Below are 24,817 nucleotides of genomic sequence, written 5' to 3' on the forward strand. Positions count from 1 at the left end.
GCAGCGCTCCGGGGACGTTGCGCAGGTCACACCGGTTGTGCTCCGTCACAGAAGGGGGTCTCGCGCGGGATTACCCGAAGCACCCGGGGAAAGATAGATGACGTGAACCCGAAGCGGATCCTTGTCGTGGGTGCCGGTCACGTGGGCCTGTACGCCGCTCTGCGCCTGTCCAAGAAGCTGAGCAGGCGTGAGGCCGAGGTCATCGTCGTCGACCCGCAGCCGCACATGACGTACCAGCCGTTCCTCCCGGAGGCATCGGCGGGCAACATCTCCCCTCGGCACGCCGTGGTGCCGCTGCGGCGGGAGTTGCGCAAGTGCACCGTGGTGGCGGGCACCGTCACCCGGATCGACCACGACCGCATGACCGCCGTGGTGCAGCCGATCAGCGGCCCGGCCCGGGAGATCCGGTACGACCATGTGGTCGTCGCCCCCGGCTCGGTCTCCCGCACCCTGCCGATCCCCGGCCTGCACGAGAACGGCATCGGGTTCAAGACCATCGGCGAGGCCATCTTCCTGCGCAACCACGTGCTGGACCGGCTCGACGTGGCGGCCTCCACCACCGACCCGGCGGTCCGCAGCCGCGCGCTGACGTTCGTCTTCGTGGGCGGCGGTTACGCCGGCATCGAGGCGCTCGCCGAGATGGAGGACATGGCCCGGGACGCGCTGCGCTACTACCCGGAGCTGAAGCCGGAGGACATGCGCTGGGTGCTCGTCGAGGCGACCCAGCGGGTGCTGCCCGAGGTCGACCGGGACATGGGTGCCTACACGGTGCAGCAGCTGATGAAGCGGGACATGGACATCCGCCTGGACACCCGGCTGGAGTCGTGCGTCGACGGTGTGGTGAAGCTCTCCGACGGCGACACCTTCCCGTCCGACACCATCGTCTGGACGGCCGGGGTGAAGCCGTCGCCGATGCTCGACGCGACGGACTTCCCGCGTGACGAGCGCCGCCGGGTCACCTGCCGGCCGACGCTGCAGATCGTGGACGGCGACCGGGTGGTCGAGGGCGCCTGGAGCGCGGGCGACTGCGCCGCCGTACCGGACCTGACCAAGGAGCCGGGCAACTTCTGCTCCCCGAGCGCCCAGCACGCGGTGCGGCAGGCGGCGCGGATGGCCGACAACATCGCGAACGTGATCCGCGGGCGGGAGCCGGTCGACTACAAGCACAAGCACGTCGGCAGCGTGGCGAGCCTCGGCCTGCACAAGGGCGTGGCGCAGGTCTACGGCATCAAGATGACCGGCTGGCCGGCCTGGTTCATGCACCGGACGTACCACATGTCGCGGATCCCCTCGCTCAACCGCAAGGTGCGCGTGGTGGTCGACTGGACGCTGGCGTTCTTCCTCAAGCGTGAGGTGGTCGCGCTGGGCCAGCTGCACGATCCGCGCGAGGAGTTCGCCGAGGCGTCCGCCCCGCCGGTCGCCGCGCGCGTCTGACGCCCTTCGCGACAGGGCCCCTTCCGTGCGGGAGGGGCCCTTCGCCGTGTCCGGGCACTGAACCGCCGCTCGGCCTCAGAACCGCCAGGTCCAGGCGTCGGCGAGCCGCACCCCCGGCCGCCCGTAGAGCTGCTCCAGGGTGCGGCGCAGCAGCTCCGCGTGCGGCGCGTCGTCGGTCACCACCACGCACGAGGCGTGCCAGAACTCGACGTCCCGGACGGCCTGGCGGCGGTGCCGGTCACCGACCGCGGGTGCCACGCCGCGGCGGGCCACGTCGGCGAGCAGCGCCGAGGTGGGCCGCTGCCAGGTGCCCATGGTGGCCGAGCCGTCCGGGCCGTACGGGCCGATGAAGAAGCCCTCCGGCATGGCGAAGGCGACACCGGTGGCGGTGGCCCAGCGCATCGGCCAGGGATCCGGTGGAGTGGCGGTGGGCACCGGCACCAGCACCCCGCCGGGGCGTACGCACTGCCGCCAGTGGCCGCCGGTGACGAACTCGGGCAGCGGCGGCCGGTCCATCGTGGGCAGCGGCGCGGGGAAGACGCTGAGCAGCGCTGCGCCGACCGTGCACGGGACGACCCGGCGGGCCCGGCCGGGTTCGCCGAGCGCCCGGTGCACGGCGAGGGTGAGCACGGTGCCGACGAGCGGCAGCACCGCCAGCGCGAAACGCGTCGGCAGCGCGCCGTCGACCACCGGCAGCCCGGCCAGCAGCGCGTACGGGCCGGGGATCCCGGTCCGCTCCCCGCCGGCCACCACCTCCGGCCCCAGCGCGAGGGCGGCCATCGCCAGCGCGCCGGCCACGAGCGCCACCACCGAGGCGCGCCGGCCCAGCCAGACCGCGCAGCCGACGGCGACGAGCAGCAGCGGCCAGCCCAGGAACGTGGTGAACTCGGCCGGGCCGGTGGTGAGCCGTACCGCCTCCGGGCTGCCGAACACCGTCAGCGCGGACAGACGGGTCCAGCCGACCAGGTCGGCGGAGAAGTAGGCGGGCGGGAAGATCCCGTCCGCGACGCCCTGCGGGCCGGCGAACTGCACCCACAGCGGATACGCCAGCACCGGCAGCGCCAGCCCGGCGGCGGCGAGCAGCCCACCGGCGAAGCCGGCACCGGCCCGGCGCAGCAGGTTCCGGTCGGCCAGCCCGAACGCGACAGCGGTCACCGCCAGCGTGAGCGCGGCGAGGAACAGCACCTCCTCGCCGACGAAGACCTGCACGGCGACGACAGCGGCGAGCCCGACCGTCGAGGACGCCATCCGGCGGCGGTCCGGGCCGTCCGGGCGACCGGCCGGGTCGGCGGCGCGCAGCAGCCGGACCACGAGCCAGACCAGCACCGGGACCAGCCACTGCGCGGTCATGTGCAGGTGTCCGTTGCTCTGCGAGACCATCCCCGGCCCGAAGCCGCAGAGCGCCGCGCCGAGTGCGGCCGCGAGCCGGCGGGCCCGCAGGAGGCGGGTGAACAGCAGGTACCAGGCGAGCGCGGTGGCGGCCATGTTCGCGGCGACGAGCAGGGCGAACGTCACCGGCGCCCCGAACGCCAGCGTGACCGGCGCGAGCAGCACGCCGAGCGCGACGACCGACGTGTTGGCCATCAGGTTGACCCCGTCCGGGGCGTTCAGCCGGCCGGTGACCAGGCTCAGCTCACCGCGCAGGGCACGGGCGTCCAGCGCCAGGAACCACTCGTACAGCGTCTGGTCGGCCGGGTTCAGGGCGAGCACCCGCGTGCCCGGCGCCGGCCAGAGGCCGTGGGTGAGCCACCCGGCGAGCGCGACGAACGCCAACCCGGCCAGCAGGTCCGCGCGGTGCCGCCGGACGGCGGCCGTCACCCGCCGCGTGACCGCCGCCGGGCGGGCCGCCCGGGCGTGATCGGGCCCGGGTGCCGTGCGGGCGGCGCTGGTCACGGCCTCGACCATAACGGCCGCACCCGTCGGGGTACGCCGCGTCGCGGCCGAGCCGCTACGGTGAGATCTGCACCCGCGCGTGTCGACGCGCCGGTGTCACCCGCCCGGGTGGTGGAACGGCAGACACGGCCGCCTTAAAAGCGGCTGCCGCAAGGCGTGCGGGTTCGACCCCCGCCCCGGGCACGTGAACTCTCAGGTTTCCCACAGCTAGCCGTGGCGCGCGCGATTGCGCCCACGTCTACCCTGGAGTAGCACGTCTTTCGTGCGATCGACCCCCTGAGGGAGGCCTGAGAAGTGAAGACCTCGAACCCGGTGCTCGCCCGGCTCGGCCAGGCGGCAGAGCGTGAGCGGGCGGCCGGGTACGCCCAGCCCGGGCCGTACGGTCAGCCCGGATACCCCCAGCAGTACCCGCAGCAGCAGTACCCCCAGCAGCCCTACGCCCAGCCCTACCCGGGCGGCTACGGCCAGCCGGTGGCCCCGCCCACCGTGACCCCGATGACCCTCGACGACGTGGTCGTCAAGACGGTCCTCATGCTCGCCATCCTCGGCGCCTCGGCCGCGGCGGCCTGGGTGCTCGTGCCGGACGCGCTCGCCGGCCCGGCCTGGATCGGCGCCGCGGTGGTCGGCCTGGTGCTCGGCCTGATCATCTCGTTCTCGCGGATGGCCAACCCGGCCCTCGTCGTGGCGTACTCGATCGTCGAGGGCGTCTTCGTCGGCATGGTCAGCAAGGCGTTCGAGTCGCTCTACGACGGCATCGTGCTCCAGGCGGTCGTGGCCACGTTCGGCGTCTTCTTCCTGATGGCGATGATCTACAAGGCGCGGATCATCCGGGCCACGCCGAAGTTCGCCCGGATCATCGTGTCGATCATGGCCGGTCTGTTCGGCGTGATGCTGGTCAACCTGGTGCTGGCGCTGTTCGGCGTGAACACCGGCCTGCGCGACGGCAGCCCGCTCGCGATCGGCTTCAGCCTGGTCTGCATCGTGGTGGCGTCGCTGAGCTTCGTGCTCAACTTCGCCGACATCGAGGAGGGGGTCCGGATGGGCCTCCCGCAGCGATACTCCTGGACCGCCGCCTTCGGCATCGTGGTCGGCCTGGTCTGGCTCTACATCGAGATCCTGCGGCTGCTCAGCTACTTCCAGGGCGACGACTGACATCACGCCCTCCCCGACGACGCCCGCCTGCCGCATCCGCGGCGGCGGGCGTCGCCGTTTCCCCGTCCCCGCCGCGCCGCCCGGGGCAGAGTGGGATCCGGGTACGTGGGCGGGAGGTGGTCACGGTGCGCAGTGCCAACCCGGTGCTGGACCGGCTGGACGACGTCGGCCGCGCCGAGCGGCAGGTGCTCGGGGCCGGCACCGCCGACGCGATGACTGTGGCCGACGTGGTCAGCCGGACCGTGGGTCTGCTGCTGGTCACCGGCGTCACGGCGGCGGTGTCCTGGGTGGTGGTGCCGCAGGCCGCGTGGATCCCCGCCGCACTCGCCGGAAGCGCGCTGGCGAGCCTGGCCCTGGTGCTCGTCATCTCGCTGAAGCAGATCACCAGCCCGCCGGTCATCGTCGGGTACGCGGTGCTCCAGGGGTTGCTGCTCGGGGTGGCCAGCCGCGCTTTCGAGATGGTCTACCCGGGGATCGTGGCGCAGGCGGTGGTCGGCACGTTCGGTGTCTTCCTCGGCATGGCGGTGCTCTACCGGGCCCGGCTGGTGCGCGCCACCCCGCGCCTGGCCCGGCTGGTCATCGGCACGCTCGTCGGGATCGTGGCGATCGGCCTGGTCAACCTGTTCGCGTACCTGTTCACCGGGCGGCAGGGGGTGGTCGTCTACAGCCTCAGTGATCGGGTGGGCTGGTTGCCGTACCTGTTCTCGGTGGTGGCGATCATCGCGGGCGCGCTCAGCTTCATCCTCGACTTCGACCTGGTCGAGCGGTCGGCCGCGAACCGGCTGCCCCGCCGCTACGCCTGGTACTGCGCCTTCGGTCTGCTGGTCGGGCTGATCTTCCTGTACTGGCAGATCCTCCGCCTGCTCAGCTATGTCCGCCGCTGACGGCGGCTCCGGACGCCTGTCGCGGCTCAGCCCGCGGCCGTCTGCTCGGGGCGCCTGTCGGCGTTGATGCCGGCTCCGGGCGCCTGTCGCCGCGTCGGGGCCTGGAGTCGCCGTAGACTCGGCGGCGATGAGCGCAGCGGAACTGGACCGGGCGGTGACCCTGCTGGTCCGACAGGTCGGGCACTGGCAGCAGCCGCGCTGGTCGGCCAAGGCCGACGGCGGCAACGTGTCCCGCGCCGACCTGGTGCACAAGCTGGTCCAGGAGATCGCCAATCTGGCCGCCGACGCGGCCGGTGAGCCGCGTCGCGAGGTGCCCCGCCTCCCCAGCGACCTGGCCCTGGCCGACCAGCTCCGCGTGGTGACCGCCGACCTGACGCTCGCCGCGCCCCCGGACCACGTCCTAGCCGAGGCCACCGCGCAGATAACCCGGACCCGCGCCGCCCTCTAGCCCCGCCCCGATCCCGTTGATCATGAGGTTGGCGGCGACAAAACGGACGCCGATCCCCGTCAACTTCATGATCGGCCGGGAAGAGGGGGACGGTCAGGGCTTCAGCCAGCGGCGTACCTTGCGGCGTCGTGAGCGGTCGCGCGCCCGCAGGACGGCCGGGCGGTCATGGCCGGCGGCCTCGGCCTGCCTCGCGTGCAGCAGGCCGTAGGTGAACGTGTTCTCGCCGTCGGCGTACGCCTGAAGGGCCTGCCGCCGCAGCACCTCCCGGGTGACCACCGAGTCCTGGTGGGTGCCGAGCAGATCCTGGAGCGCCTTGAACCGCTTCACCAGGCGGGCGGCCCGCTTGCCGGCGGCCGGTTCGCGCACCTCCACCGCGTAGCGGGCGGCCTTGAGCTTCTTGCGTGCCTCGTGCAGCGCGGCGTCCCCCTCCGGCCCGGTGATGGCGAGCGCCCGGTCCAGCCGGGTGTCGGCGCGGCCTACCGCCTTACGGATCCGGCGGTCCACCCACCGTCGGCCGACGTCGGCGGGCGGGGCGGCGGCCAGCCGGTCCAGGCGGGCCAGCAGTTCGGGGTAGCGGTCGGAGTCCAGCGCGGACCGCAGTGCGGTGGTCGCCTCGGCCCGGTCGGCGGCGAACCGTTCGCCGATCCGCGCCGCCACCGGACCGAGCACCAGCTCGTCCGGCAGCTCGTGCACCGCATCGGTGAGCCGCGCGGCCATCACCTGGGTGTCGCGGACCCGGCCCAGCTCCCCGCCGAGGCGGCGCAGCTCCGCCCGGACCGCTTCGCTCTCCCGGCGGTCCCACAGACCCCGGAAGGTCCGCAGCGTCGCCCGCAACCGGCGGGTCGCCACGCGCATGTCGTGGACCGCGTCCTCGTCCCCCTGGTACGCGGCCGCGTGGTTACCGACGATCGCGTCGAGCTGCGCCCGGACGTACGCGAGGACCGGTGCCGCCGGACCGTCCGGTTCCCGGTCGTGGAAGCGCTCGATCCGGCCGGCGACGGCCCGGTGCGACTTGCTGACCGCCACCTCACGGGCACCTGCCGCGCGCAGCCGCCCGCCGAGCGCGTCGAGCAGCGCCTCGTCGCCCTCGACCAGCTCGATCTCGATCTCGTGCCAGGTCCGCGCGGCGCCGTCCACCAGATCCTCGGACCGGACGTCGTCCTCGGCCACCTCGGCCAGCACCCGGCCGTCCGCGCCCAGCAGGCGGTGTTCGCGGCGCCGGTTGACCACCCGGGCCGCCGGTGCGACAGGGCGGCCGCGCGACGCGCCCCGGATCAGCGCGACCAGCTCGGGCGGCGGGCCGTCGTCGGACGCCCCGGCCGGGAACTGGTGCTCGACCCGGGCGCCACCGACCGCGCCGACCTTGAGATGCCAGCCCGCGTCGTGCCCGCCGGTACGCCGGCGCAGCGCGTGCCCGCTGCGCAGCAGGAGAAGGTCGTCGGTGTCCCAGTAGACGGCGTCCAGATCCGAGACGGTGGCGTCGGACATGGTCACGACGCCACCGCACCCGGTCAGGTCGGGCAGCCGGAAACCCTCGTCGCCGGAGTACTTGCGCTCACGTTCCACGACGGTCGCCATGCGGCCTCCCGTACCCGGCCCGCGCTCCGGCGAACCGGTCTCAGCTCAGTCGTTCGAGCACCATCGCCATGCCCTGGCCACCACCGACGCACATGGTCTCCAGACCGATGGTCTTGTCGTGCCACTCCAGCGCGTTGAGCAGCGTGCCGGTGATCCGGGCGCCGGTCATGCCGAACGGGTGGCCGACAGCGATCGCGCCACCGGCGACGTTCAGCTTCTCCTCCGGGATGCCGAGCTGCCGGTACGACGGGATCACCTGGGCGGCGAACGCCTCGTTGATCTCGACCAGGTCGACGTCGTCGATGGTCATGCCGGCCCGCTTCAGCGCCTGCTTCGACGCCTCGACCGGGCCCAGACCCATGATCTCGGGGGAGAGCGCTGTGACACCGGTGGAGACGATCCGGGCCAGCGGGGTGAGCCCCAGCTCGGACGCGCGCTCGGCGCTCATGATCACCACGGCGGCGGCGCCGTCGTTGAGCGGGCAGCAGTTACCCGCGGTGATCCGGCCGTCCGGGCGGAACACCGGCTTCAGACCGGCCACCGCCTCCAGGGTCACCCCGGCACGCGGGCCGTCGTCGGTGCTGACCACGGTGCCGTCCGGCGTGGTGACAGGGGTGATCTCGCGGGCCCAGAAGCCGTCCGCGATCGCCTTCTCGGCGAGGTTCTGGCTGCGGACGCCGAACGCGTCCATGTCCTCACGGGTCACGTCGTACACCTGGGCCAGGTTCTCCGCCGTCTGCCCCATGGCGAGGTAGATGTCGGGGAGTTGCCCGGCCTCGCGCGGGTCGGTCCACACCTCGGCGCCGCCCTGGGCGCGGGCCGCGGAACGCTCCCGCGCCTCGGCGAAGCGGGGGTTCTCCCAGCCGCCGCCGACGAGCGCCTGCGCCTCCGGTGGCAGCGTGTCCGAGTTGCCCCGGGCGTACCGGGAGACCATCTCCACACCGGCGGAGACGAACACGTCACCCTCACCGGCCCGGATCGCGTGCATCGCCATCCGGGTGGTCTGGAGCGAGGACGCGCAGTAGCGGGTCAGCGTGGCGCCGGGCAGGCCGTCGAGGCCCATCAGGGTGGCGACCACCCGGGCCATGTTGAAGCCCTGCTCGCCGCCGGGCAGACCGCACCCGAGGTAGAGGTCGTCGATGGTGGCGGGATCGAGCGCCGGAACCTTGTCGAGGGCGGCCTGGACGATGGTGGCGGCGAGGTCGTCCGGGCGGACCTCGCGGAGGGAACCCTTGAACGCGCGGCCGATGGGGGACCGGGCGGTGGCGACGATGACGGCGTCGCGGGGCGACTCAATCGGCATGAACCAACGTTAACGCGCGAGTAACATGCCCGGGAAGTCGCGAGGCGGGCGGGAAATGTCACCCCGTGGGCGGCTGCCGGCGGTGCCGGAACGCGACAGCAGCCGCCGCCTCGACCGCCGGGAGCAGGGCGTGCGCCCACACCCGGTAGCCGTCCGCCGACGGGTGGAAGCCGTCGCGGCACAGCGTGCCCGCGTCCGCGCGGAACACCGGACCGGTCTCGGTGCCCAGGTCGACAACGGTGCCGCCGGACTCCAGCACGGCCGCCGTCTGGGCCCGCGCCATCCGCCGCCCGGACCAGCCGAGCACCTGACGCAACGGTGCGGCGACCGCGCGTACCGCGCCGAGGTCGGGACACGTGCCCACGACCACCTCGACGTGCGCCTCCCGCAGCCGGCGTACCGCCGAGCCGAGGTAGGCCGCCGCGTCACCGGGCCGGGCCATCGCGGTGGCGTCGTTCGCCCCGATCAGCACCACCGCCACGTCCGGCGGCTCGCCGAGCAGCGCCCGGGCCACCTGGGTCGCCAGATCGGTGGCGCGCGAGCCGGAGACACCCACGCTGGACAGCTGCACCCGGCGGCCGGCCGGCCCCTCGGCCAGCAGGTTGGCGAGCTGACCGCCGATGGTGTCCTCGAACCGGTCGACGCCCACACCGAGCGCCGACGAGTCGCCCAGCAGCACCAGCCGCAGCGGCGGGGCGTCCGCACGGCCGACCGTCGCGCGCAGCACCAGACCAAGCTCGGGCTGGGCGTACTCGCGGGTGCGGGCGGCGATGGCCTGGCCGGCGAGGACCGCCGCGCCGCCCACCGTGCCCGCCAGCAGCGACAGGGCCGCGGCCCGGCCCCACCGGGCCACCTCGTTCCGCTCGCTCATGCCGTCACTCCGCTTCGCTCCGTGCCGCCATGAGGCACCTTTGCGCTGAGCCGGCCGATTCGCTCGCTGCGCTCGCTCATGCCGTCACTCCGCTTCGCTCCGTGCCGCCATGAGGCACCTTTGCGCTGAGCCGGCCGATTCGCTCGCTGCGCTCGCTCATGCCGTCACTCCGCTTCGCTCCGTGCCGCCATGAGGCACCTTTGCGCTGAGCCGGCCGATTCGCTCGCTGCGCTCGCTCATGCCGTCACTCCGCTTCGCTCCGTGCCGCCATGAGGCACCTTTGCGCTGAGCCGGCCGATTCGCTCGCTGCGCTCGCTCATGCCGTTCCCTCCAGCGTTGCCGAGTCGGCGGCGCTGCCGGTCGGGGGCACCGCGCCGACGCCGAAGAAGGCCCGCCGGCGAAGCTGCGCCCACCGCCCGCCCGGCCCGCGGTCGCGACCCCGGAGCTGGGCGCCGCTGACCTCCGTGCCGGCGTGCCGGGCCGCCTGGTGGGCGGCCTCCGGGAGCGACCGTACGCCTTCCACGCCGGGCAGGACAGGCCTGCGTTCCGGGACCGCGCCCAGCGCGGACAGCACGGTGGGCAGCAACGCCGCCGCGGCAATGGCGTACCCCTCGGCGGAGGGGTGGAACCGGTCCCAGGCGAACATTCGGCCGGGCTCGGCGGCGAACCGCGGCCCGAGCATGTCGCCAAGCGAGACGGTACGGCCGCCGGCCTCGACCACTGCCACCGTCTGCAGGGCCGCGAGCTGGCGGCTCCAGCGCCGGGCCAGCCAGCGCAGGGGCGGCTGGATCGGCCGGATCGTGCCCAGGTCGGGACAGGTGCCGACAACCACCTCGCAACCGGCCGCCCGGAGCGTGCGGACCGCGTCGACCAGGTAGCGCACTGCCACCGAGAACGGTGTGCGGTTGGTGACGTCGTTGCCGCCGACCAGGATCACTGCGACGTCCGGCTCGACCTCGAGGGCGGACTCGACCTGCGGTTTCAGCCCGGACGACAGCGCGCCGACGACGGCGAACCGGTGCAGCCGGACCGGCCGGTGCAGGCGGCGGGACAGCCCGGTGGCCAGGAGCGAGCCCGGTGTCTCCCGGCGCCTGTGCACGCCGTACCCGGCCGCTGAGGAGTCGCCCAGGACGACCATGGTGACCGGCGGGCCGGGCAGTTTCGCGCCGTACACACCGTCGCAGCGCGGCGGCGGCGCCTGGGCCATCGGGATGGTGCGGCGGGCCTGCCGGGCCTGGCCGAGCAGCACGCCGCCGGTGGCGGCGGTGGCCGCCACCGTGGCGCCCGTGCCGATCGCCGCGAGGCGGGCGATCTGCCGGGCGCGCTGCCGGCGGACCGGCGCGACGGAACCAGCGTCCCCCATGAGCCGACAGTATCGCGCCGGTACGACCACTGCTGTCCGTGATCGGATGGCTGGGCGCTGCCCCGATTGGGTACCGATGGGGGCAGCGGACGCGGGCTTGCCGCCGGGCCGCACCATGGTCGAGCGGAGAGGGGCGAAATCATGGGGAAGACGTTGAAGCGCAGTGCCGCGTTCGCCGCACTGGCCCGGGCGCTGGCGGCGGGCACGCGGGGCGGGCCGTCGCTCGGGGCCCGGCTGGCGGCGCTGCCGCGGATGATCCGCGCGACCACCAGGGGCGAGTACGACGGCGGCCTGCGCCTGGCGCTGATGGCCGGGGCGACGGCGTACATCGTCTCCCCGATCGACCTGCTGCCGGAGATCCCGCTGGCGATCTTCGGGCTGGCCGACGACGCCGTCATGGTCACCTGGCTGGCGGGCAGCGTGCTCGCCGAGACCGAGCGGTTCCTGGAGTGGGAGGCACGTCGCAGCTCCGTCATCCCCGGGCACGTGGTGCCCTGACGGCACGTACGCTGGTCGGCGAACTGACGGCTGACCGACCGCCCCACGACGGCGGCGCGACGAAGGGCACAACGAGGTGCAGTACTACGACAACGTCGTCGAGCTGATCGGCAACACCCCGCTGGTACGCCTGCGCAACGTCACCGAGGGCATCCAGGCCACCGTGCTGGCGAAGGTGGAGTACGTCAACCCGGGCGGCTCGGTCAAGGACCGGATCGCGCTGCGCATGGTGGAGGACGCCGAGAAGGCGGGCATCCTGCGGCCGGGCGGCACGATCGTGGAGCCGACCAGCGGCAACACGGGTGTCGGGCTGGCCCTGGTGGCCCAGCTCAAGGGCTACCGCTGCGTCTTCGTCTGCCCGGACAAGGTCAGCCAGGACAAGCAGGACGTGCTGCGCGCGTACGGTGCCGAGGTGGTCGTCTGCCCGACCGCCGTCGCGCCGGAGGATCCGCGCTCCTACTACAACGTCTCCGACCGGCTGGCCCGGGAGATCCCCGGCGCGTGGAAGCCCAACCAGTACAGCAACCCGGCCAACCCGCGCTCGCACTACGAGACCACCGGCCCGGAGCTGTGGCAGCAGACCGAGGGCAGGATCACCCACTTCGTCGCGGGCGTCGGCACCGGCGGCACCATCTCCGGCATCGGCCGCTACCTCAAGGAGGCGTCCGAGGGCCGGGTCAAGGTGATCGGCGCGGACCCGGAGGGCTCGGTCTACTCCGGCGGCACCGGCCGGCCGTACCTGGTCGAGGGCGTCGGTGAGGACTTCTGGCCGGAGACGTACGACCGGAAGATCGCCGACGAGATCGTCGAGGTGTCGGACAAGGAGTCCTTCGAGATGACCCGCCGGCTGGCCCGCGAGGAGGGACTGCTGGTCGGCGGCTCCTGCGGCATGGCCGTGGTGGGCGCGCTGGAGGTGGCCCGCAAGGCCGGCCCGGACGACGTGATCGTGGTGCTGCTGCCGGACGGTGGCCGGGGCTACCTGTCGAAGATCTTCAACGACAGGTGGATGGCCCGGTACGGCTTCCTGGACGACTCGGGCACCGAGCCCACTGTCGCGGACGCGCTCGCCGGCAAGCCCGGCGGCCTGCCCGAGCTGGTGCACGTTCACCCGACCGAGACGGTCCGCGACGCCATCGACTACATGCGCGAGTACGGCGTCTCCCAGCTCCCGGTGCTCAAGGCCGAGCCGCCGGTGGTGACCGGCGAGGTGGCCGGCTCGATCGCCGAGAGGGACCTGCTCGACGCCCTGTTCACCGGCCAGGCCCACCTGCACGACACGATCGAGCGGCACATGGGCGAGCCGCTGCCGATGATCGGCGGCGGCCAGCCGGTGAGCGAGGCGGTCGGACTGCTGGAGAAGTCCGACGCCGCGCTGGTGCTCGTCGACGGCAAGCCCAAGGGCGTGCTGACCCGGCAGGACCTGCTCGCCCACCTCGGCGCCCGCTGACCTGCCTGTAAGGAAGGGCCCCTTGTTAACACTCAGTGTTAACAAGGGGCCCTTCCTCTACCGGAGGCGTTAATAGGGGGCCCTTCCTTACAAGCGGCGGGCGTAGCGGAGCTGGGGGACGAGCACCTGGCCGATGTGCTCGTCCCGCTGATCACCAGTGGCGGCCCAGCCGCCGCGCTCGTAGAACCCGCGTGCGTGGGTGTTGTCCCGCAGCACCCACAGCGCCGCGCGGGTCCAGCCCCGGGCCCGCATCGCGTCGAGCGCGTCCACCATCAGCGCCCGCCCGGTGCCCCGGCCCCGCTCGGACGGCTCCAGGTGGATCGCGTTGAGCAGCCCGGTCGCCGGGTCGCCCCCGTCGTCCGGCCCGAGGTAGCTGAACCCCACCAGCCGCCCGTCCCGCTCGGCCACGGTCATTCGGTGGTCGGCACCCTCCCAGGTCAGCCGTTCCACCCAGTAGCGGCCCATCGCCTCGGGCGTCGGGTCGGCGAGCGCCTCGGGCGGCAGGAACGGCGAGTACGCCGCCACCCGGGAGCGCTGGTGCAGGGCGCCGACCGCCATCAGGTCGGCCTCGGTCGCGGAACGTAGGGATATCGTCACCCGGGCGACGGTACCCGCCGGGGCGGCACCTGCACCGTCTGGAGATCCTCGGCGATCACCAGATCACCGGAGAAGTGCTCGCGCGCCTCGTCGTGGAACCGGCGCGGGTCGGCGTACCGCTGGGAGAAGTGGGTGAGCACGAGCGTGCGTACCCCCGACTCGGCCGCCACCCGCGCGGCCTGGCCGGCGGTGAGGTGCCCGACCTCGGCGGCGAGCGCCGCCTCCGACTCCAGGAACGTCGACTCGATCACCAGCAGGTCGGCGTGCTCGGCCAGCGCGTACACGCCGTCGCAGAGCCCGGTGTCCATCACGAAGGCGAACCGCTGCCCCGGCCGGGTCACACTCACCTCGTCCCGGGTCACGCGACGCCCGTCGCGGTCCAGGTGCCCGTCGCGCAACAGCCGCCCCACGTCGGGACCGGCGATGCCGTACGCGGCCAGCCGCTCCGGAAGCATCCGGCAGCCGTCCGGCTCGACCAGGCGATAGCCGTACGTCTCGATCGGGTGCCGCAGCCGGCGGGCCTCCAGCGTGCCGATGCCCAGCGTGATCCGCTGCCCGTCGGCGTCGATCGGCTCGACTGCCAGCTCGGCGGTCTCGTAGAAGCTGGACGCGTGTCTCAGCCGGGCGAAGTACTCCGCGCCGCCGGCCGGGAAGTGCACCGCCACCGGGCGCGGTACGCGGTCCAGCGAGAGCCGCTGGATCATGCCGGGCAGGCCGAGGCAGTGGTCGCCGTGGAAGTGGGTGACGCAGATCCGGGTCAGGTCGGTGGCGGTGATCCCGGTGTGCAGCATCTGCCGCTGGCTGCCCTCGCCCGGGTCGAAGAGGATCACCTCGTCGTCCCAGCGCAGCAGGTAGCCGTTGTGGTTGCGCTGCCGGGTCGGGGCCTGGCTGGCCGTACCGAGCACCACCAGCTCACGCATGGACACGGCATCCTCCGGAGCGCATAAAGCGACCCCCGGGGCTTCCGCGCTCGCGCGCGGGCCGGCTGGACTGGGCCGGCACCCCGGGGGTCGGGTGGCTGTCGTGGTTTCGCCGCACCGCTGCCACACGGTCTCGACGATCCTGCAGGTGCCCGCCTCGCGGCGGACGAGATTTCACTGTCGAGGACAGCGGCTAGCGGACAGCCACCTCACGAGTCCGATTGCTATACAAGTCTGGACCACCTCCTTTCCCGTGTACCGCCACGCTATCCACTTCGCGGCGGCCGCGGCAACGGATTTCGATCACAGGTGTCAGTCCAGGCCGATCGGGCCCTCGCGCGGGCCTTCCTCGTGGGCCGGCTGCACCGCCAGCGACGGGAAGTCGGCCAGATCGCCCTCCGGCTCGGCGTCCCACTCGGGGAAGACCAGCGGGCTCTGCAGGTAGAGGCAGAGCAGCTGGGTGAGCTGGTGCAGGCCGTCGAGGTGGGTGCGCTCGTGGCCGTGGGTGGCGTCCACGCCGAACCCGAGCAGCGCCACCCGGGCGTGCGCCCCGGCCTCGACCGCCGCGGCCACGTCCGAGCGGTAGTAGTCGAACACGTCCCGGACCAGGTCGACGCCGTGCTCCTTGGCGATCGAGGCCAGGTTGCGGGTCAGGTGGTAGTCGAACGGGCCGACCCCGTCGCCCATCGCCAGCGTCGCCGCGGTCTCCCGGGACTGCTGACCCGGCGCGACGACCGCCGCGTCAACCGAGACGATCTCCGCGACGTCCGGGTCCAGCCCGTGGCTCGCGCCGTGGCCGATCTCCTCGGTGACGGTGACCAGCAGATGCGCGGTGACCGCCGGGGTGACACCGGCGTCGACCATCGCCTTGAACGCGGTCAGCACCGACGCCACGCCCGCCTTGTCGTCCAGGTGCCGGGACTTGACGTACCCGTTCGGGGTGATGGCCGGGTTGGGCAGGAACGCGACGAAGTCCCCGGCGTCGATTCCCAGCGCCCGCAGCCCGGCCTCGTCGTGCACCGGCTCGTCCACCCGCACCTCCACCAGCTCCCAGCCGACGCCCTGGAGGTCGACCGCCTCGTTGTAGCGGTGGCCGCTCGCCTTCAGGGGCAGCACCTGGCCGGTGACGACCCGGTCCAGGTCGTCGGTGAAGATCCGCACGTGGGCGCCCTCGGCGAAGCGGGCGCTGTGCGTACCGATCGGGTTGATCTCCAGCCGGCCGTTCTCCTTGAGCCGCTTCACCATGCCGCCGATGGTGTCGGTGTGCACCACCACGGCCCGGTCGGCGCCGGTCGACCGGGGGCCGGGGAGGCAGGCGCTCAGCGCCCCGCGACGGGTCAGCGTCGAGCTGATCCCGATCGCGGAGAGCCGCTCGCCCACGTACTGCTGGATGTGGTCGGTGCGCCCCGACGGGCTGGGGATCTCCAGCAGCTCCACCAGCACCTGGCGGAGGTAGTCGAGATCGAGCTTGAGCGGTTGGGGTTTGCGTGCGGTCATGCCCCAGAGCCTGCCGCACCGGCAGGCGACCAGAGTCGCTGCGGTGCCCGGGTACCCGGGAAGAGCAGGTCGACGAAGCGCTCGGCGGTCGGCTGCGGCTCGTGGTTGGCCAGTCCGGGACGCTCGTTCGCCTCGATGAACACGTGTTCCGGCTGGTCCGGGGCGGGGACCAGCAGGTCCAGCCCGGTGACCGGGATGTCCAGCGCCCGGCTCGCGGTGACGCACGCCTCGGCGATCGCCGGGTGCAGCTCGGCGGTCACGTCGTGGATCGTGCCGCCGGTGTGCAGGTTGGCCGTCCGGCGGACCGCCAGCACCTCGCCCTCCGGGAGCACGTCGTGCATCCGGTACCCGGCCTCCGCCACCACCTCGCGGGTCATGTCGTCGATGGGGATGCGGGACTCGCCGCCGGTGGCTGCCGCCCGGCGCCGGCTCTGCCGCTCGATCAGCTCGGTGATGTCGTGCACGCCGTCGCCGGTGATCTGCGCCGGCCGGCGTACCGCGGCGGCCACCACCTCGTGGTCGATCACCACGACCCGCAGGTCGTCGCCCGCGCGCAGCTCCTCGATCAGCACGTCCGGGCAGAACCGGCGGGCCAGCTCGACGGCCGCGGTCAGGGCTTCCGGCGTACGCACGCCGACGGTGATCCCGTTGCCCTGCTCGCCCCGCGCCGGCTTGACCACCACCGGGCCCACGTCGTCCAGGAACGTGACGTCGTCGGGCTCGCCGGTGGCGGTGCGACCGCGCGGCACCGACAGCCCCGCCTCGGTGAGGATGCGCCGGGTAACCCGCTTGTCGTCGCAGCGGCTCATCGCCACCGCCGAGGTCAGCTCCGACAGCGACTCGCGGGTGTGGATGGTCCGGCCGCCGGTGGTCAGCTTCAGCTCACCCCAGTGCGGGTCGGTCACCTCGACCCGGATGCCGCGGCGCATCGCCTCGTCCGCGACGATCTTCGCGTACGGGTTCAGCTCGTCGTACCCCTCGGGCATGGCGGGCAGGAACAGGCGCTCGTTGATCGGGTTCTTCCGCTTGACGCAGAGCGTGCCGGTGCGGTGGAAGCCGAGCCGCTCGTACAGCCGGATCGCGCCCGAGTTCTCGGCCAGCACGGACAGGTCCACGAACGCCCGTCCGCGCCCGTCGAGCCGGTCCGCGAGCGCGGTCAGCAGCGCCTGCCCGGTGCCGGGCGGGGCGGTGTTGAAGTCCACGGTCAGGCACCACAGGCTGGCGCCGTTCTCCGGGTCGTCGAAGACCGCGACGTGGTCCACGCCGGTGATGGTGCCGACCACCTCACCGGTGGCGTCCTCGGCCACCAGGTGCAGGAACCGGTTCGTGCCGGCGTTGTCCACCAGCACCTCGACCGGGGCGGTGACCATGCCGTTGCGCGCGTAGATCCGGTTCACCGCCTCGGCGTCGGCGGCGTCGCGCAGCGGCCGGACGGTCAGCCCGGGCACCTCGCCGCCCTCGGTGGCGGCGGGCCGCTTCTCGCCCAGCGGCAGCCGGTAGGTCAGCGACGGGTCGATGAACAGTTCGTCCGGCAGCCGGGACACCAGCACGTGCGGGTCGCGCAGGTAGATGCAGATGTCCCGGGCGCCGACCGCTTCGGAGCGCAGCACGTCGGCCACGTGCACCTGGTCGTCGAACGTCTGCCCGAACACCAGCCGGCCCCAGCCGCAGTCCAGCACCACGCCCGAGGCGTCGGTGGACGCGGTCTCCGGCTGTCGCGGCTCCGGCGTACCCGGTGCGATCGGGTCGCCGCCCGGGCCAGTGCGTTCCCGGCGCCGGCCCAGCACCCGTTCCCGGTCGGTTCGCGCCGTTCCGGTGGCGAGAGTGTCCGTCATGGTCAGTCGATTCCGTGGCTCTGGAGCCACATTTCCAGGAGTCCCAGTTGCCACAGCTTGTTTCCGTTCAACGGGGTCAGTTCGGCGTTCGGGTCGGCGAGCAACGCGTCGACGTAGTCGGCGCGGAACAGGTCACGCCGGCGCGCCTCCGGGGCGGTGAGCGCGTCGCGTACCCGGTCGAGAAGCTTGCCCTCCAGGTGGGTGAGGCCGGGCACCGGGAAGTAGCCCTTGGGCCGGTCGATGACCTCGTGCGGCAGAACCCGGCGGCCGATCTCCTTGAGCACGCCCTTGCCGCCCTGGGCCAGCTTCAGCTCCGGCGGGCAGCTCGCGGCCAGCTCGACGAACTCGTGGTCGAGGAACGGCACCCGGGCCTCCAGGCCGTGCGCCATGGTCATGTTGTCGACCCGCTTCACCGGGTCGTCGGTCAGCATGACCTGGGTGTCGATCCGCAGGCCCGCGTCGACTGCGGTCTGCGCCCCCGCGCGGCCCAGGTGCGCGGCGACGAACTCCCGCGCCGGGTCGCCCTCGGCCAGCCACGCCGGGTTGAGCACCCGGGCCAGTCCGGCCGCGTCGCGGTCGAAGAACGCCTTCGCGTACGTCTCGAGCGCCTGCTCCCGGTCCACCCCGGCGAGCGGCGGGTACCAGTGGTAGCCGCCCAGGATCTCGTCCGCGCCCTGACCCGACTGCACCACCTTGACGTGCCGCGCGACCTCCTGGCTGAGCAGCCAGAACGCCACGCAGTCGTGGCTGACCATGGGCTCGCTCATGGCCGCGACGGCGGCCTCCAGCGGCGGCAGCAGGTCACCGGTGGGCACCCGGATCTGGTGGTGGTCGGTGCCGAACGTCTTCGCGACCAGGTCGGAGTAGACGAACTCGTCGCCCTCCCGGCCGCCGACCGCGTCGAAGCCGATGGAGAACGTGGCCAGGCCGGACCGGGCCTGCCCCTCACCGGCGAGCAGCGCGACCACCAGGCTGGAGTCGAGGCCGCCGGAGAGCAGCACGCCCACCGGCACGTCGGCCACCATCCGGCGGCGTACGGCGGTGGTCAGCGAGTCGAGCAGCGCGTCCTGCCAGTCCCGCTCGGACCAGCCGGCCCGCTCGGCGTTGCGGCCGAAGGACGGATCCCAGTACACCCGCTCGTGGGTGGAGCCGTCCGCCTCGTACACCCGGACCGTGGCCGGCGGAAGCTTGGTGACGCCGGCCAGGATGGTGCGCGGCGGCGGCACGATGCTGTGGAAGCTCAGGTAGTGGGCGAGCGCCACCCGGTCGATGGTGGTGTCGATGCCGCCACCGGCGAGCAGCGCCGGCAGGGTCGAGGCGAACCGCACCACGCCGGGGCTCTCGGCCAGGTAGAGCGGCTTGATGCCGAGGCGGTCCCGGGCCAGCACCAGGCGGCCGGTGTCGCGCTCGCTGATCGCCACCGCGAACATGCCGATCAGGTGGTCGACGAAGTCGAGCCCCCACTCGGCGTACGCCTTGACCACGACCTCGCTGTCGCCGGACGAGAAGAACCGGTGGCCCTTGGCCTGGAGTTCGGCGCGCAGCTCCCGATAGTTGTAGATGCAGCCGTTGAAGACACCGGTGAGCCCGGCGGCGGCGTCCACGATGGGTTGGCCGCTCGCCGCGGACAGGTCGATGATCTTCAGGCGCCGGTGTCCCAGCGCGGTCGGGCCCTGCGACCAGACGCCGCTGTCGTCGGGCCCTCGGTCACTCATCGTGGCCGCCATCCGCTCCACGGCCGAGACGTCGGCGCGTGAACCGTCACGGCGGAACTCTCCCGCAAGTCCGCACATACGAGCCAATGCTGCCAGAGCTTGTTGCAGTTCGCCTGTTGAGACGATGACGAACGTGTGACAGCTTGCTACGATGCGCCGTCACGCAGGGTGGTTGCCTGTCATGCCTTCGGTTCCTGCCCTCCATGCCCGGATGCCGGAAACCCGGCCCCGTTCCGGTGTGAGGAACACCGCACAGACCGCCTCGCGTGCCCCGGCGTCTTCAGCTTGGCCGATCTTGCACTTTGGTGCCCCGCAATCCTCGCGAACCAGACAATCTGCGGGCCCAAGGTGCAAGATCGCGTGTGCGGGGGTGCTGCCGACACGGTGATCGGCCTTTCCCAGTCAACTCATCACCCCGAACCGTCGGACCTCCTGGGGCCAGCCGCATGCTTCCGCGATCTTGCCGGCCCACATCCGGGCCGTTTCCTCGTCGGCCACGTCCACCACGGTCAGCCCGCCCAGCCACTCCTTGGTTTCGACGTAGGGCCCGTCGGTGAACATCAACGCGCCGCTCGTGGCGTCGGCACTGAAGACGGGGCCGTCTTCCTCCAGTCCCCCGGCGAACACGTAGGCCCCGGCTGCCTTGATCTCGTCCACGACCGCCGCGGCGAGTGGCCCACGCCCGCGAAACCACTCCTCGGTGTGGTCACCAACCCACTGCTGGTTAAAGTAGATGAGGTACTCGGCCATGTCTGCTCCCTCGTCCCGGGCGGACCCGTCGTCCACTCCATCTTCACCACGAACGGCGTCGGGCGGACACGACACTCAGCCGGAAACTTCCAGACCCCAACACGGAACAAGGCCACCGGGTCGGAACCCGGTGGCCTTGCCAGTTACCGCAACAGGTGGTCAGTCAGCGGCGCTGGACGTGCGGGCCACCCCGACCGGGCAGCTCAGCCCGTTCGGGCCGTGGTTGCAGTAGCCGTTCGGGTTCTTCGTCGGGGCCAAATACTGCTGGTGGTAGTCCTCGGCGAAGTAGTAGTCGCCGAGCGGCGCGATCTCGGTGGTGATCTCGCCCTTGCCGGCCCGCGCCACGATCGGCGCGAACGCGTCCCGCGACGACTTCGCCGCGGCCAGCTGCTCGTCGGTCGTGGTGTAGATGGCCGAGCGGTACTGGGTGCCCACGTCGTTGCCCTGGCGCATGCCCTGGGTCGGGTCGTGGTTCTCCCAGAAGACCTTGAGCAGGTCCTCGTAGGCGATCTTCGACGGGTCGTAGACCACCTGGACCACCTCGGCGTGCCCGGTCATGCCCGAGCAGACCTCCTCGTACGTCGGGTTGGTGGTGTACCCGCCCGCGTAACCGGCGGACGTGGTGATCACGCCGGGGAGGGTCCAGAACAGCCGCTCGGCGCCCCAGAAGCAGCCCATGCCGAAGACGGCGACCTGCGCGCCCTCGGGGAACGGGCCCTTCAGCGTCGACGGCAGCACCTCGTGCCGGTCGGCGATCGGCATCGCGATCGGGCGGCCCGGCAGGGCCTGGTCAGGAGAGATCATCTCGGCCTTCATGCGGCGGAGGAACACGGTGGGACTCCTCTCTTGGCTTTCCCAGCGTGTGCAACAGCGTCGGCCCTTGCTTCCTTACCCGCCCACGCCGGCGTCAGGCCAGCGCCGCCGAGATCCGCCCGGCGAACTCCGTCGCCTCGGCGTCGTCGGCGTAGCGGGTACGCGGCCAGAAGAAGCCGCGCAGCCCGTCGCCCTTGGTGCGGGGCACGACGTGCGTGTGCAGGTGCGGTACGGACTGGGACACCCGGTTGTTCATCGCCACGAACGTCCCACCGGAGCCCAGACCGGTCTCCACGGCGACGGCGATCCGCTGCACCAGCCGGAAGTAGCCGGGCAGCGCATCTGCCGGCAGGTCGGACAGGGTGACCAGGTGCGTGCGGGGCACCACCAGCACGTGGCCCTTGAACACCGGCCGGGTGTCGAGGAACGCGACCCCGTCCGGCTCGTCGGTCACCCGGAAGGCCGGCACCTCGCCCGCCACGATCCCGCAGAACACGCACCCGCTCACGACCCCACCCCAGGCCCCACCCGGCCACCCCACCTCCGGCCGAGCGCGATCATGAGGTTGGCGGCGACAAATCGGACCGCGACCACCGTCAACCTCATGATCGACGAGAAAGCCGGCAGTGGGTCCGCGCCGCCACCAGAGGCAGCGGCAGCGCGGTTGCGGTGGCGAAGTCGATGTCGCGGGACGGCCGGCTCACGAGATCGTGCGCGGCGAGTGCATAACCACCGGCGAGCACCAGACCGAGGTCGTCACCGGCGCGGAATCCGACGTGCAGCAGGCGTGTGTGCAACTCGTCCACGGCTAGGCCGCCAGGCCCGGCATCCTGCTCTCCCAGAGGCGGATCACCCGGTGCGCGGTCAGCTTGCGGATGCGGGACCAGTCCTGCCGGAGAAGCGCCGGATTGACGTACCGGACGATGTCCTCGCGCTGCCCGCAGTCCATCAGCGTGCGGTAGAGCGTGAGCCGCTGCCCGCTGTCGTCGACGTCGAACTCGGTGAGACCGGACCACGCGAGGCGGATCGGCAGGGTGACCCGGCCGTGCTCGGGCCCCTTGAGGTCGTCCAGGCACGTGGGGATCCGGTCGGCGACGCCGTGCAGGCGGGAGGGGAGCGCCCCGGTCGTACTCACCGGCCCAGTATGACCGACCGCCCCGACACCTTCGCGGTTGTGACTCGCGCCGGGTTGGCGGGAGCGCGGCCGGGCGGCGGGCTAACGTCTGCGGCATGAGCCACGGCTTCGAGACACTCGCCATCCACGCCGGTCAGGCCCCGGAGGCCCGCACCGGCGCGGTGATCCCGCCGATCTACCAGACCAGCACGTACGCGCAGGACGCCGTCGGCGCGCCGCGCGAGGGCTACGAGTACAGCCGCTCCGGCAACCCCACCCGCGACGCGCTCCAGGAGTGCCTGGCGGCGCTGGAGGGCGGCCCGGTGGCGCTCGCCTTCGCCAGCGGCCTGGCCGCCGAGGACACGCTGCTGCGGACCATCTGCAAGCCGGGCGACCACGTGGTGATCCCGGACGACGCGTACGGCGGCACCTACCGGCTGTTCGCCAAGGTGGCCGAGCGCTGGGGCCTGGCGTACACCCCGGCGAAGGTCTCCGACCCGGACGCCGTGCGTGCCGCGATTCGCCCCGGCACCACCAGGATCGTCTGGGTGGAGACGCCGACCAACCCGCTGCTCGGCATCGCCGACATCGCCGCGCTCGCCGCGGTGGCGCACGACGCCGGTGCGCTGCTGGTGGTCGACAACACGTTCGCCTCGCCGTACCTCCAGCAGCCGATCGCGTTCGGCGCAGACGTGGTGGTGCACTCCACCACCAAGTACGTCGGCGGACACTCCGACGTGGTCGGCGGCGCGCTCGTCGCGGCGGACCGCACGCTCGGCGAGGAACTGCGCTACCACCAGAACGCGATGGGCGCGGTCAACGGCCCGTTCGACGCCTGGCTCACCCTGCGCGGCATCAAGACCCTCGGGGTACGGATGGACCGGCACTGCGACAACGCCGAGCGGATCGCGGCCTACCTGGACGGACATGCCAAGGTCGCCCAGGTCGTCTACCCGGGCCTGCCCTCGCACCCGGGCCACGAGGTGGCCGCCAAGCAGATGCGCCGGTTCGGCGGCATGATCTCGTTCCGCGCGGCGGGCGGCGAGGAGCACGCCGTGGAGATCTGCAACCGGGCCCGGCTGTTCGTGCTCGCCGAGTCGCTGGGCGGCGTCGAGTCCCTGATCGAGCACCCGGGCCGGATGACACACGCGAGCGCTGCGGGCTCGCCGCTTGAAGTTCCCGGCGATCTCGTGCGACTGTCTGTCGGCATCGAGACGGTCGACGACCTGCTCGCCGATCTGGAGCAGGCCCTGGGCTGACCGCTGGCTGGGGAGGGTGGCAGTGCCGGACATCTTGCCGACGACCTGGGTCGGGACGACCGCGAAACAGATCGCCCGGGCGGTACGCCGTGGCGACGTCTCCGCCACCCAGGTCGTCGCCGACCACCTGGACCACGTCGCCCGGGTCGACGCCGAACTGGGCGCGTTCCGCACGCTACGCGGCGGCGAGGCGATCACCGAGGCGGAGAAGGTCGACGAGCAGGAGGAACTGGCGAACCTGCCGCTGGCCGGGGTGCCGGTGGCGGTCAAGGAGAACACGCCGGTGGCCGGCCTGCCCACCTGGAACGGGTCGGCTGCGATGCGTACCGAGGTGGCGGAGGCCGACCACGAGGTGGTCCGGCGGCTGCGCGGCGCGGGCGCTGTCATCCTCGGTGTGACCCGGATGCCGGAGCTGGGTCTGTGGGCCCTCACCGACGACGACACCGCCGTCACCCGCAACCCGTGGGACCTGGCGCGTACCCCCGGCGGCTCGTCCGGCGGCGCTGCCGCCGCGGTGGCCGCCGGGCTGGTGCCGATGGCCCACGGCAACGACGGCCTCGGGTCGATCCGCATCCCGGCGGCCTGCTGCGGCCTGGTCGGGCTCAAGCCCGGCCGGGGCGTGGTGCCCTGCCAGCTCGGCGCGGACGACTGGTTCGGCCTCACCGAGCACGGCATGCTGACCAGCACCGTCGCCGACGCGGTGGTCGGCTTCTCGGTGCTGGCCGGACGCCGTCCGGACAAGCTGGTCCCGCCGGAGCGGCTGCGGGTGGGCGTCTCGCTGCGCTCGCCGGTACGCGGGGTCTCGCCGGACGCGCCGAACCGGGACGCGGTCGCCGCCGCCGGCCGGCTGCTGGCCGCCGCCGGTCACGACACCGTGCCCGCCGACCCGGTCTACCCGACCCGGCTCGGCCTCCAGGGCATCGCCACCTGGTTCGCGGCGGCCGCCGCCGACGTGCGCGCCGCCGGGGTGGCGCCGCGTCGACTTCAGCGACGCAGCCGCCGGCACGTCATGCTCGGCGAGTGGGCACAGCGCCGGGGGTACGTGCGGGAGGCCGACCGGGCCGCCTGGCGCGAACGGTCGGTGCAGTTCTTCGCCGACAACTCGGTCGACCTGCTGCTCACCCCGGCGCTGGCCGGGCCGCCGCCGGAGGCCGCCGGGTGGTCCGGCCGCTCCTGGCTGGCGAACATGTCGACGAACATCAGGTACGCCCCGTACGCGGCGCCGTGGAACATCGCCGGGCTGCCGTCGATCGTGGTGCCGGTCGGCCGTCGTCCGGACGGACTGCCGGTGGGCGTGCAGTTCGTCGGCCCGCCCGGCTCCGAACTGCTGCTGCTCGGAGTCGCCGGCCAGTTCGAGATGCAGGCGCCGTGGACCCGGCACGCCCCCGGCTATCCGCGCGTCGGAACGGGGTCGCCGACCACCGCGTGATCGTCTAGCGTGTGCGC

At 72.7% G+C, this 24,817-nt stretch carries 23 protein-coding genes and 1 tRNA gene; 9 read left to right on the forward strand and 15 right to left on the reverse strand.

Features of this window, described 5'->3' with window-relative positions; all coding sequences use genetic code 11:
* The first annotated feature begins 102 nt into the window (after window positions 1-102).
* Window positions 103-1,434, forward strand: a complete 1,332-nt coding sequence (locus tag KSK32_RS17045; RefSeq protein WP_216932103.1) for an NAD(P)/FAD-dependent oxidoreductase — start codon at window positions 103-105, stop codon at window positions 1,432-1,434.
* A 75-nt stretch (window positions 1,435-1,509) separates the two neighbouring features.
* Here KSK32_RS17045 and KSK32_RS17050 read toward each other — a convergent pair whose 3' ends face one another.
* The gene (locus KSK32_RS17050; RefSeq protein WP_216932104.1) at window positions 1,510-3,339 is read right to left on the reverse strand and encodes a hypothetical protein; all 1,830 of its coding nucleotides are present in this window, start codon (window positions 3,337-3,339) and stop codon (window positions 1,510-1,512) included.
* Window positions 3,340-3,429: 90 nt separating this feature from the next.
* Between KSK32_RS17050 and KSK32_RS17055 the strand changes: the two genes are divergently transcribed.
* From KSK32_RS17055 to KSK32_RS17070, 4 genes are all read left to right on the forward strand, one after another.
* Window positions 3,430-3,510 (forward strand) — tRNA-Leu (locus KSK32_RS17055).
* A 111-nt stretch (window positions 3,511-3,621) separates the two neighbouring features.
* Window positions 3,622-4,479 carry a Bax inhibitor-1/YccA family protein gene (locus tag KSK32_RS17060; RefSeq protein ID WP_216932105.1) on the forward strand — a complete coding sequence of 286 codons (858 nt, stop codon included), beginning with the start codon at window positions 3,622-3,624 and terminating at the stop codon, window positions 4,477-4,479.
* Between the two features lie 125 nt (window positions 4,480-4,604).
* Window positions 4,605-5,363, forward strand: a complete 759-nt coding sequence (locus KSK32_RS17065) for a Bax inhibitor-1/YccA family protein (protein WP_216932106.1) — start codon at window positions 4,605-4,607, stop codon at window positions 5,361-5,363.
* A 127-nt stretch (window positions 5,364-5,490) separates the two neighbouring features.
* The gene (locus KSK32_RS17070; protein ID WP_216932107.1) at window positions 5,491-5,811 is read left to right on the forward strand and encodes a hypothetical protein; all 321 of its coding nucleotides are present in this window, start codon (window positions 5,491-5,493) and stop codon (window positions 5,809-5,811) included.
* A 93-nt stretch (window positions 5,812-5,904) separates the two neighbouring features.
* Here KSK32_RS17070 and KSK32_RS17075 read toward each other — a convergent pair whose 3' ends face one another.
* From KSK32_RS17075 to KSK32_RS17090, 4 genes are all read right to left on the reverse strand, one after another.
* Window positions 5,905-7,389: a CYTH and CHAD domain-containing protein gene (locus KSK32_RS17075; RefSeq protein ID WP_216932108.1), complete on the reverse strand. Its 1,485-nt coding sequence runs from the start codon at window positions 7,387-7,389 to the stop codon at window positions 5,905-5,907.
* Between the two features lie 40 nt (window positions 7,390-7,429).
* Entirely contained in the window at window positions 7,430-8,692 is a 1,263-nt protein-coding gene (locus KSK32_RS17080) for an acetyl-CoA C-acetyltransferase (protein ID WP_216932109.1), read from the reverse strand.
* Between the two features lie 58 nt (window positions 8,693-8,750).
* Window positions 8,751-9,563 (reverse strand): SGNH/GDSL hydrolase family protein, encoded by an 813-nt coding sequence (locus KSK32_RS17085; RefSeq protein ID WP_216932110.1) that lies wholly within the window; start codon window positions 9,561-9,563, stop codon window positions 8,751-8,753.
* Between the two features lie 316 nt (window positions 9,564-9,879).
* Window positions 9,880-10,926 carry an SGNH/GDSL hydrolase family protein gene (locus KSK32_RS17090; RefSeq protein WP_216932111.1) on the reverse strand — a complete coding sequence of 349 codons (1,047 nt, stop codon included), beginning with the start codon at window positions 10,924-10,926 and terminating at the stop codon, window positions 9,880-9,882.
* A 141-nt stretch (window positions 10,927-11,067) separates the two neighbouring features.
* On the opposite strand from KSK32_RS17090, the gene KSK32_RS17095 reads away from it, so the two are divergent.
* Window positions 11,068-11,424, forward strand: coding sequence for a YkvA family protein (locus tag KSK32_RS17095; protein ID WP_013474058.1), 357 nt, complete (start codon window positions 11,068-11,070; stop codon window positions 11,422-11,424).
* Window positions 11,425-11,500: 76 nt separating this feature from the next.
* Entirely contained in the window at window positions 11,501-12,871 is a 1,371-nt protein-coding gene (locus KSK32_RS17100) for a cystathionine beta-synthase (RefSeq protein WP_216932112.1), read from the forward strand.
* 87 nt (window positions 12,872-12,958) lie between these two features.
* Here the strand turns inward: KSK32_RS17100 and KSK32_RS17105 are convergent, their stop codons facing one another.
* The 10 genes from KSK32_RS17105 to KSK32_RS17150 all read right to left on the reverse strand — a co-directional run bounded on the left by KSK32_RS17105 (window position 12,959) and on the right by KSK32_RS17150 (window position 22,133).
* Entirely contained in the window at window positions 12,959-13,468 is a 510-nt protein-coding gene (locus KSK32_RS17105) for a GNAT family N-acetyltransferase (protein ID WP_216932113.1), read from the reverse strand.
* Window positions 13,465-14,394, reverse strand: a complete 930-nt coding sequence (locus tag KSK32_RS17110) for a ribonuclease Z (protein ID WP_216932114.1) — start codon at window positions 14,392-14,394, stop codon at window positions 13,465-13,467. The genes KSK32_RS17105 and KSK32_RS17110 overlap by 4 nt, the downstream gene beginning before the upstream one ends.
* Window positions 14,395-14,700: 306 nt before the next feature.
* Window positions 14,701-15,885, reverse strand: a complete 1,185-nt coding sequence (locus KSK32_RS17115) for an osmoprotectant NAGGN system M42 family peptidase (protein WP_216932115.1) — start codon at window positions 15,883-15,885, stop codon at window positions 14,701-14,703.
* Window positions 15,882-17,720: an N-acetylglutaminylglutamine synthetase gene (gene ngg, locus KSK32_RS17120; protein ID WP_216932116.1), complete on the reverse strand. Its 1,839-nt coding sequence runs from the start codon at window positions 17,718-17,720 to the stop codon at window positions 15,882-15,884. Before ngg ends, KSK32_RS17115 begins: the two co-directional genes overlap by 4 nt.
* Window positions 17,721-17,722: 2 nt before the next feature.
* Entirely contained in the window at window positions 17,723-19,513 is a 1,791-nt protein-coding gene (locus KSK32_RS17125) for an N-acetylglutaminylglutamine amidotransferase (protein ID WP_216932117.1), read from the reverse strand.
* Window positions 19,514-19,837: 324 nt separating this feature from the next.
* On the reverse strand, window positions 19,838-20,185 hold the full coding sequence (locus KSK32_RS17130; RefSeq protein WP_216932118.1) for a YciI family protein: 348 nt from the start codon (window positions 20,183-20,185) through the stop codon (window positions 19,838-19,840).
* A gap of 159 nt (window positions 20,186-20,344) precedes the next feature.
* Window positions 20,345-21,016 (reverse strand): peptide-methionine (S)-S-oxide reductase MsrA, encoded by a 672-nt coding sequence (gene msrA / locus KSK32_RS17135; RefSeq protein ID WP_216932119.1) that lies wholly within the window; start codon window positions 21,014-21,016, stop codon window positions 20,345-20,347.
* Between the two features lie 76 nt (window positions 21,017-21,092).
* Entirely contained in the window at window positions 21,093-21,506 is a 414-nt protein-coding gene (locus tag KSK32_RS17140; protein WP_135243386.1) for an HIT family protein, read from the reverse strand.
* Window positions 21,507-21,600: 94 nt separating this feature from the next.
* The gene (locus KSK32_RS17145; protein ID WP_216932120.1) at window positions 21,601-21,804 is read right to left on the reverse strand and encodes a nucleotidyl transferase AbiEii/AbiGii toxin family protein; all 204 of its coding nucleotides are present in this window, start codon (window positions 21,802-21,804) and stop codon (window positions 21,601-21,603) included.
* A gap of 2 nt (window positions 21,805-21,806) precedes the next feature.
* Window positions 21,807-22,133, reverse strand: a complete 327-nt coding sequence (locus KSK32_RS17150; RefSeq protein ID WP_216932121.1) for a hypothetical protein — start codon at window positions 22,131-22,133, stop codon at window positions 21,807-21,809.
* 95 nt (window positions 22,134-22,228) lie between these two features.
* Here KSK32_RS17150 and KSK32_RS17155 point away from each other — a divergent pair, with 95 nt between their 5' ends.
* Together KSK32_RS17155 and KSK32_RS17160 are read left to right on the forward strand one after the other, a co-directional pair.
* Window positions 22,229-23,371: a cystathionine gamma-synthase gene (locus KSK32_RS17155; RefSeq protein ID WP_216932122.1), complete on the forward strand. Its 1,143-nt coding sequence runs from the start codon at window positions 22,229-22,231 to the stop codon at window positions 23,369-23,371.
* Window positions 23,372-23,387: 16 nt separating this feature from the next.
* Window positions 23,388-24,800: an amidase gene (locus KSK32_RS17160; protein ID WP_216932123.1), complete on the forward strand. Its 1,413-nt coding sequence runs from the start codon at window positions 23,388-23,390 to the stop codon at window positions 24,798-24,800.
* The last annotated feature ends 17 nt before the right edge of the window (window positions 24,801-24,817 follow it).

This window comes from Micromonospora sp. WMMB482 (assembly GCF_019038635.1).
In the GTDB taxonomy this organism is placed as follows: domain Bacteria; phylum Actinomycetota; class Actinomycetes; order Mycobacteriales; family Micromonosporaceae; genus Micromonospora; species Micromonospora marina.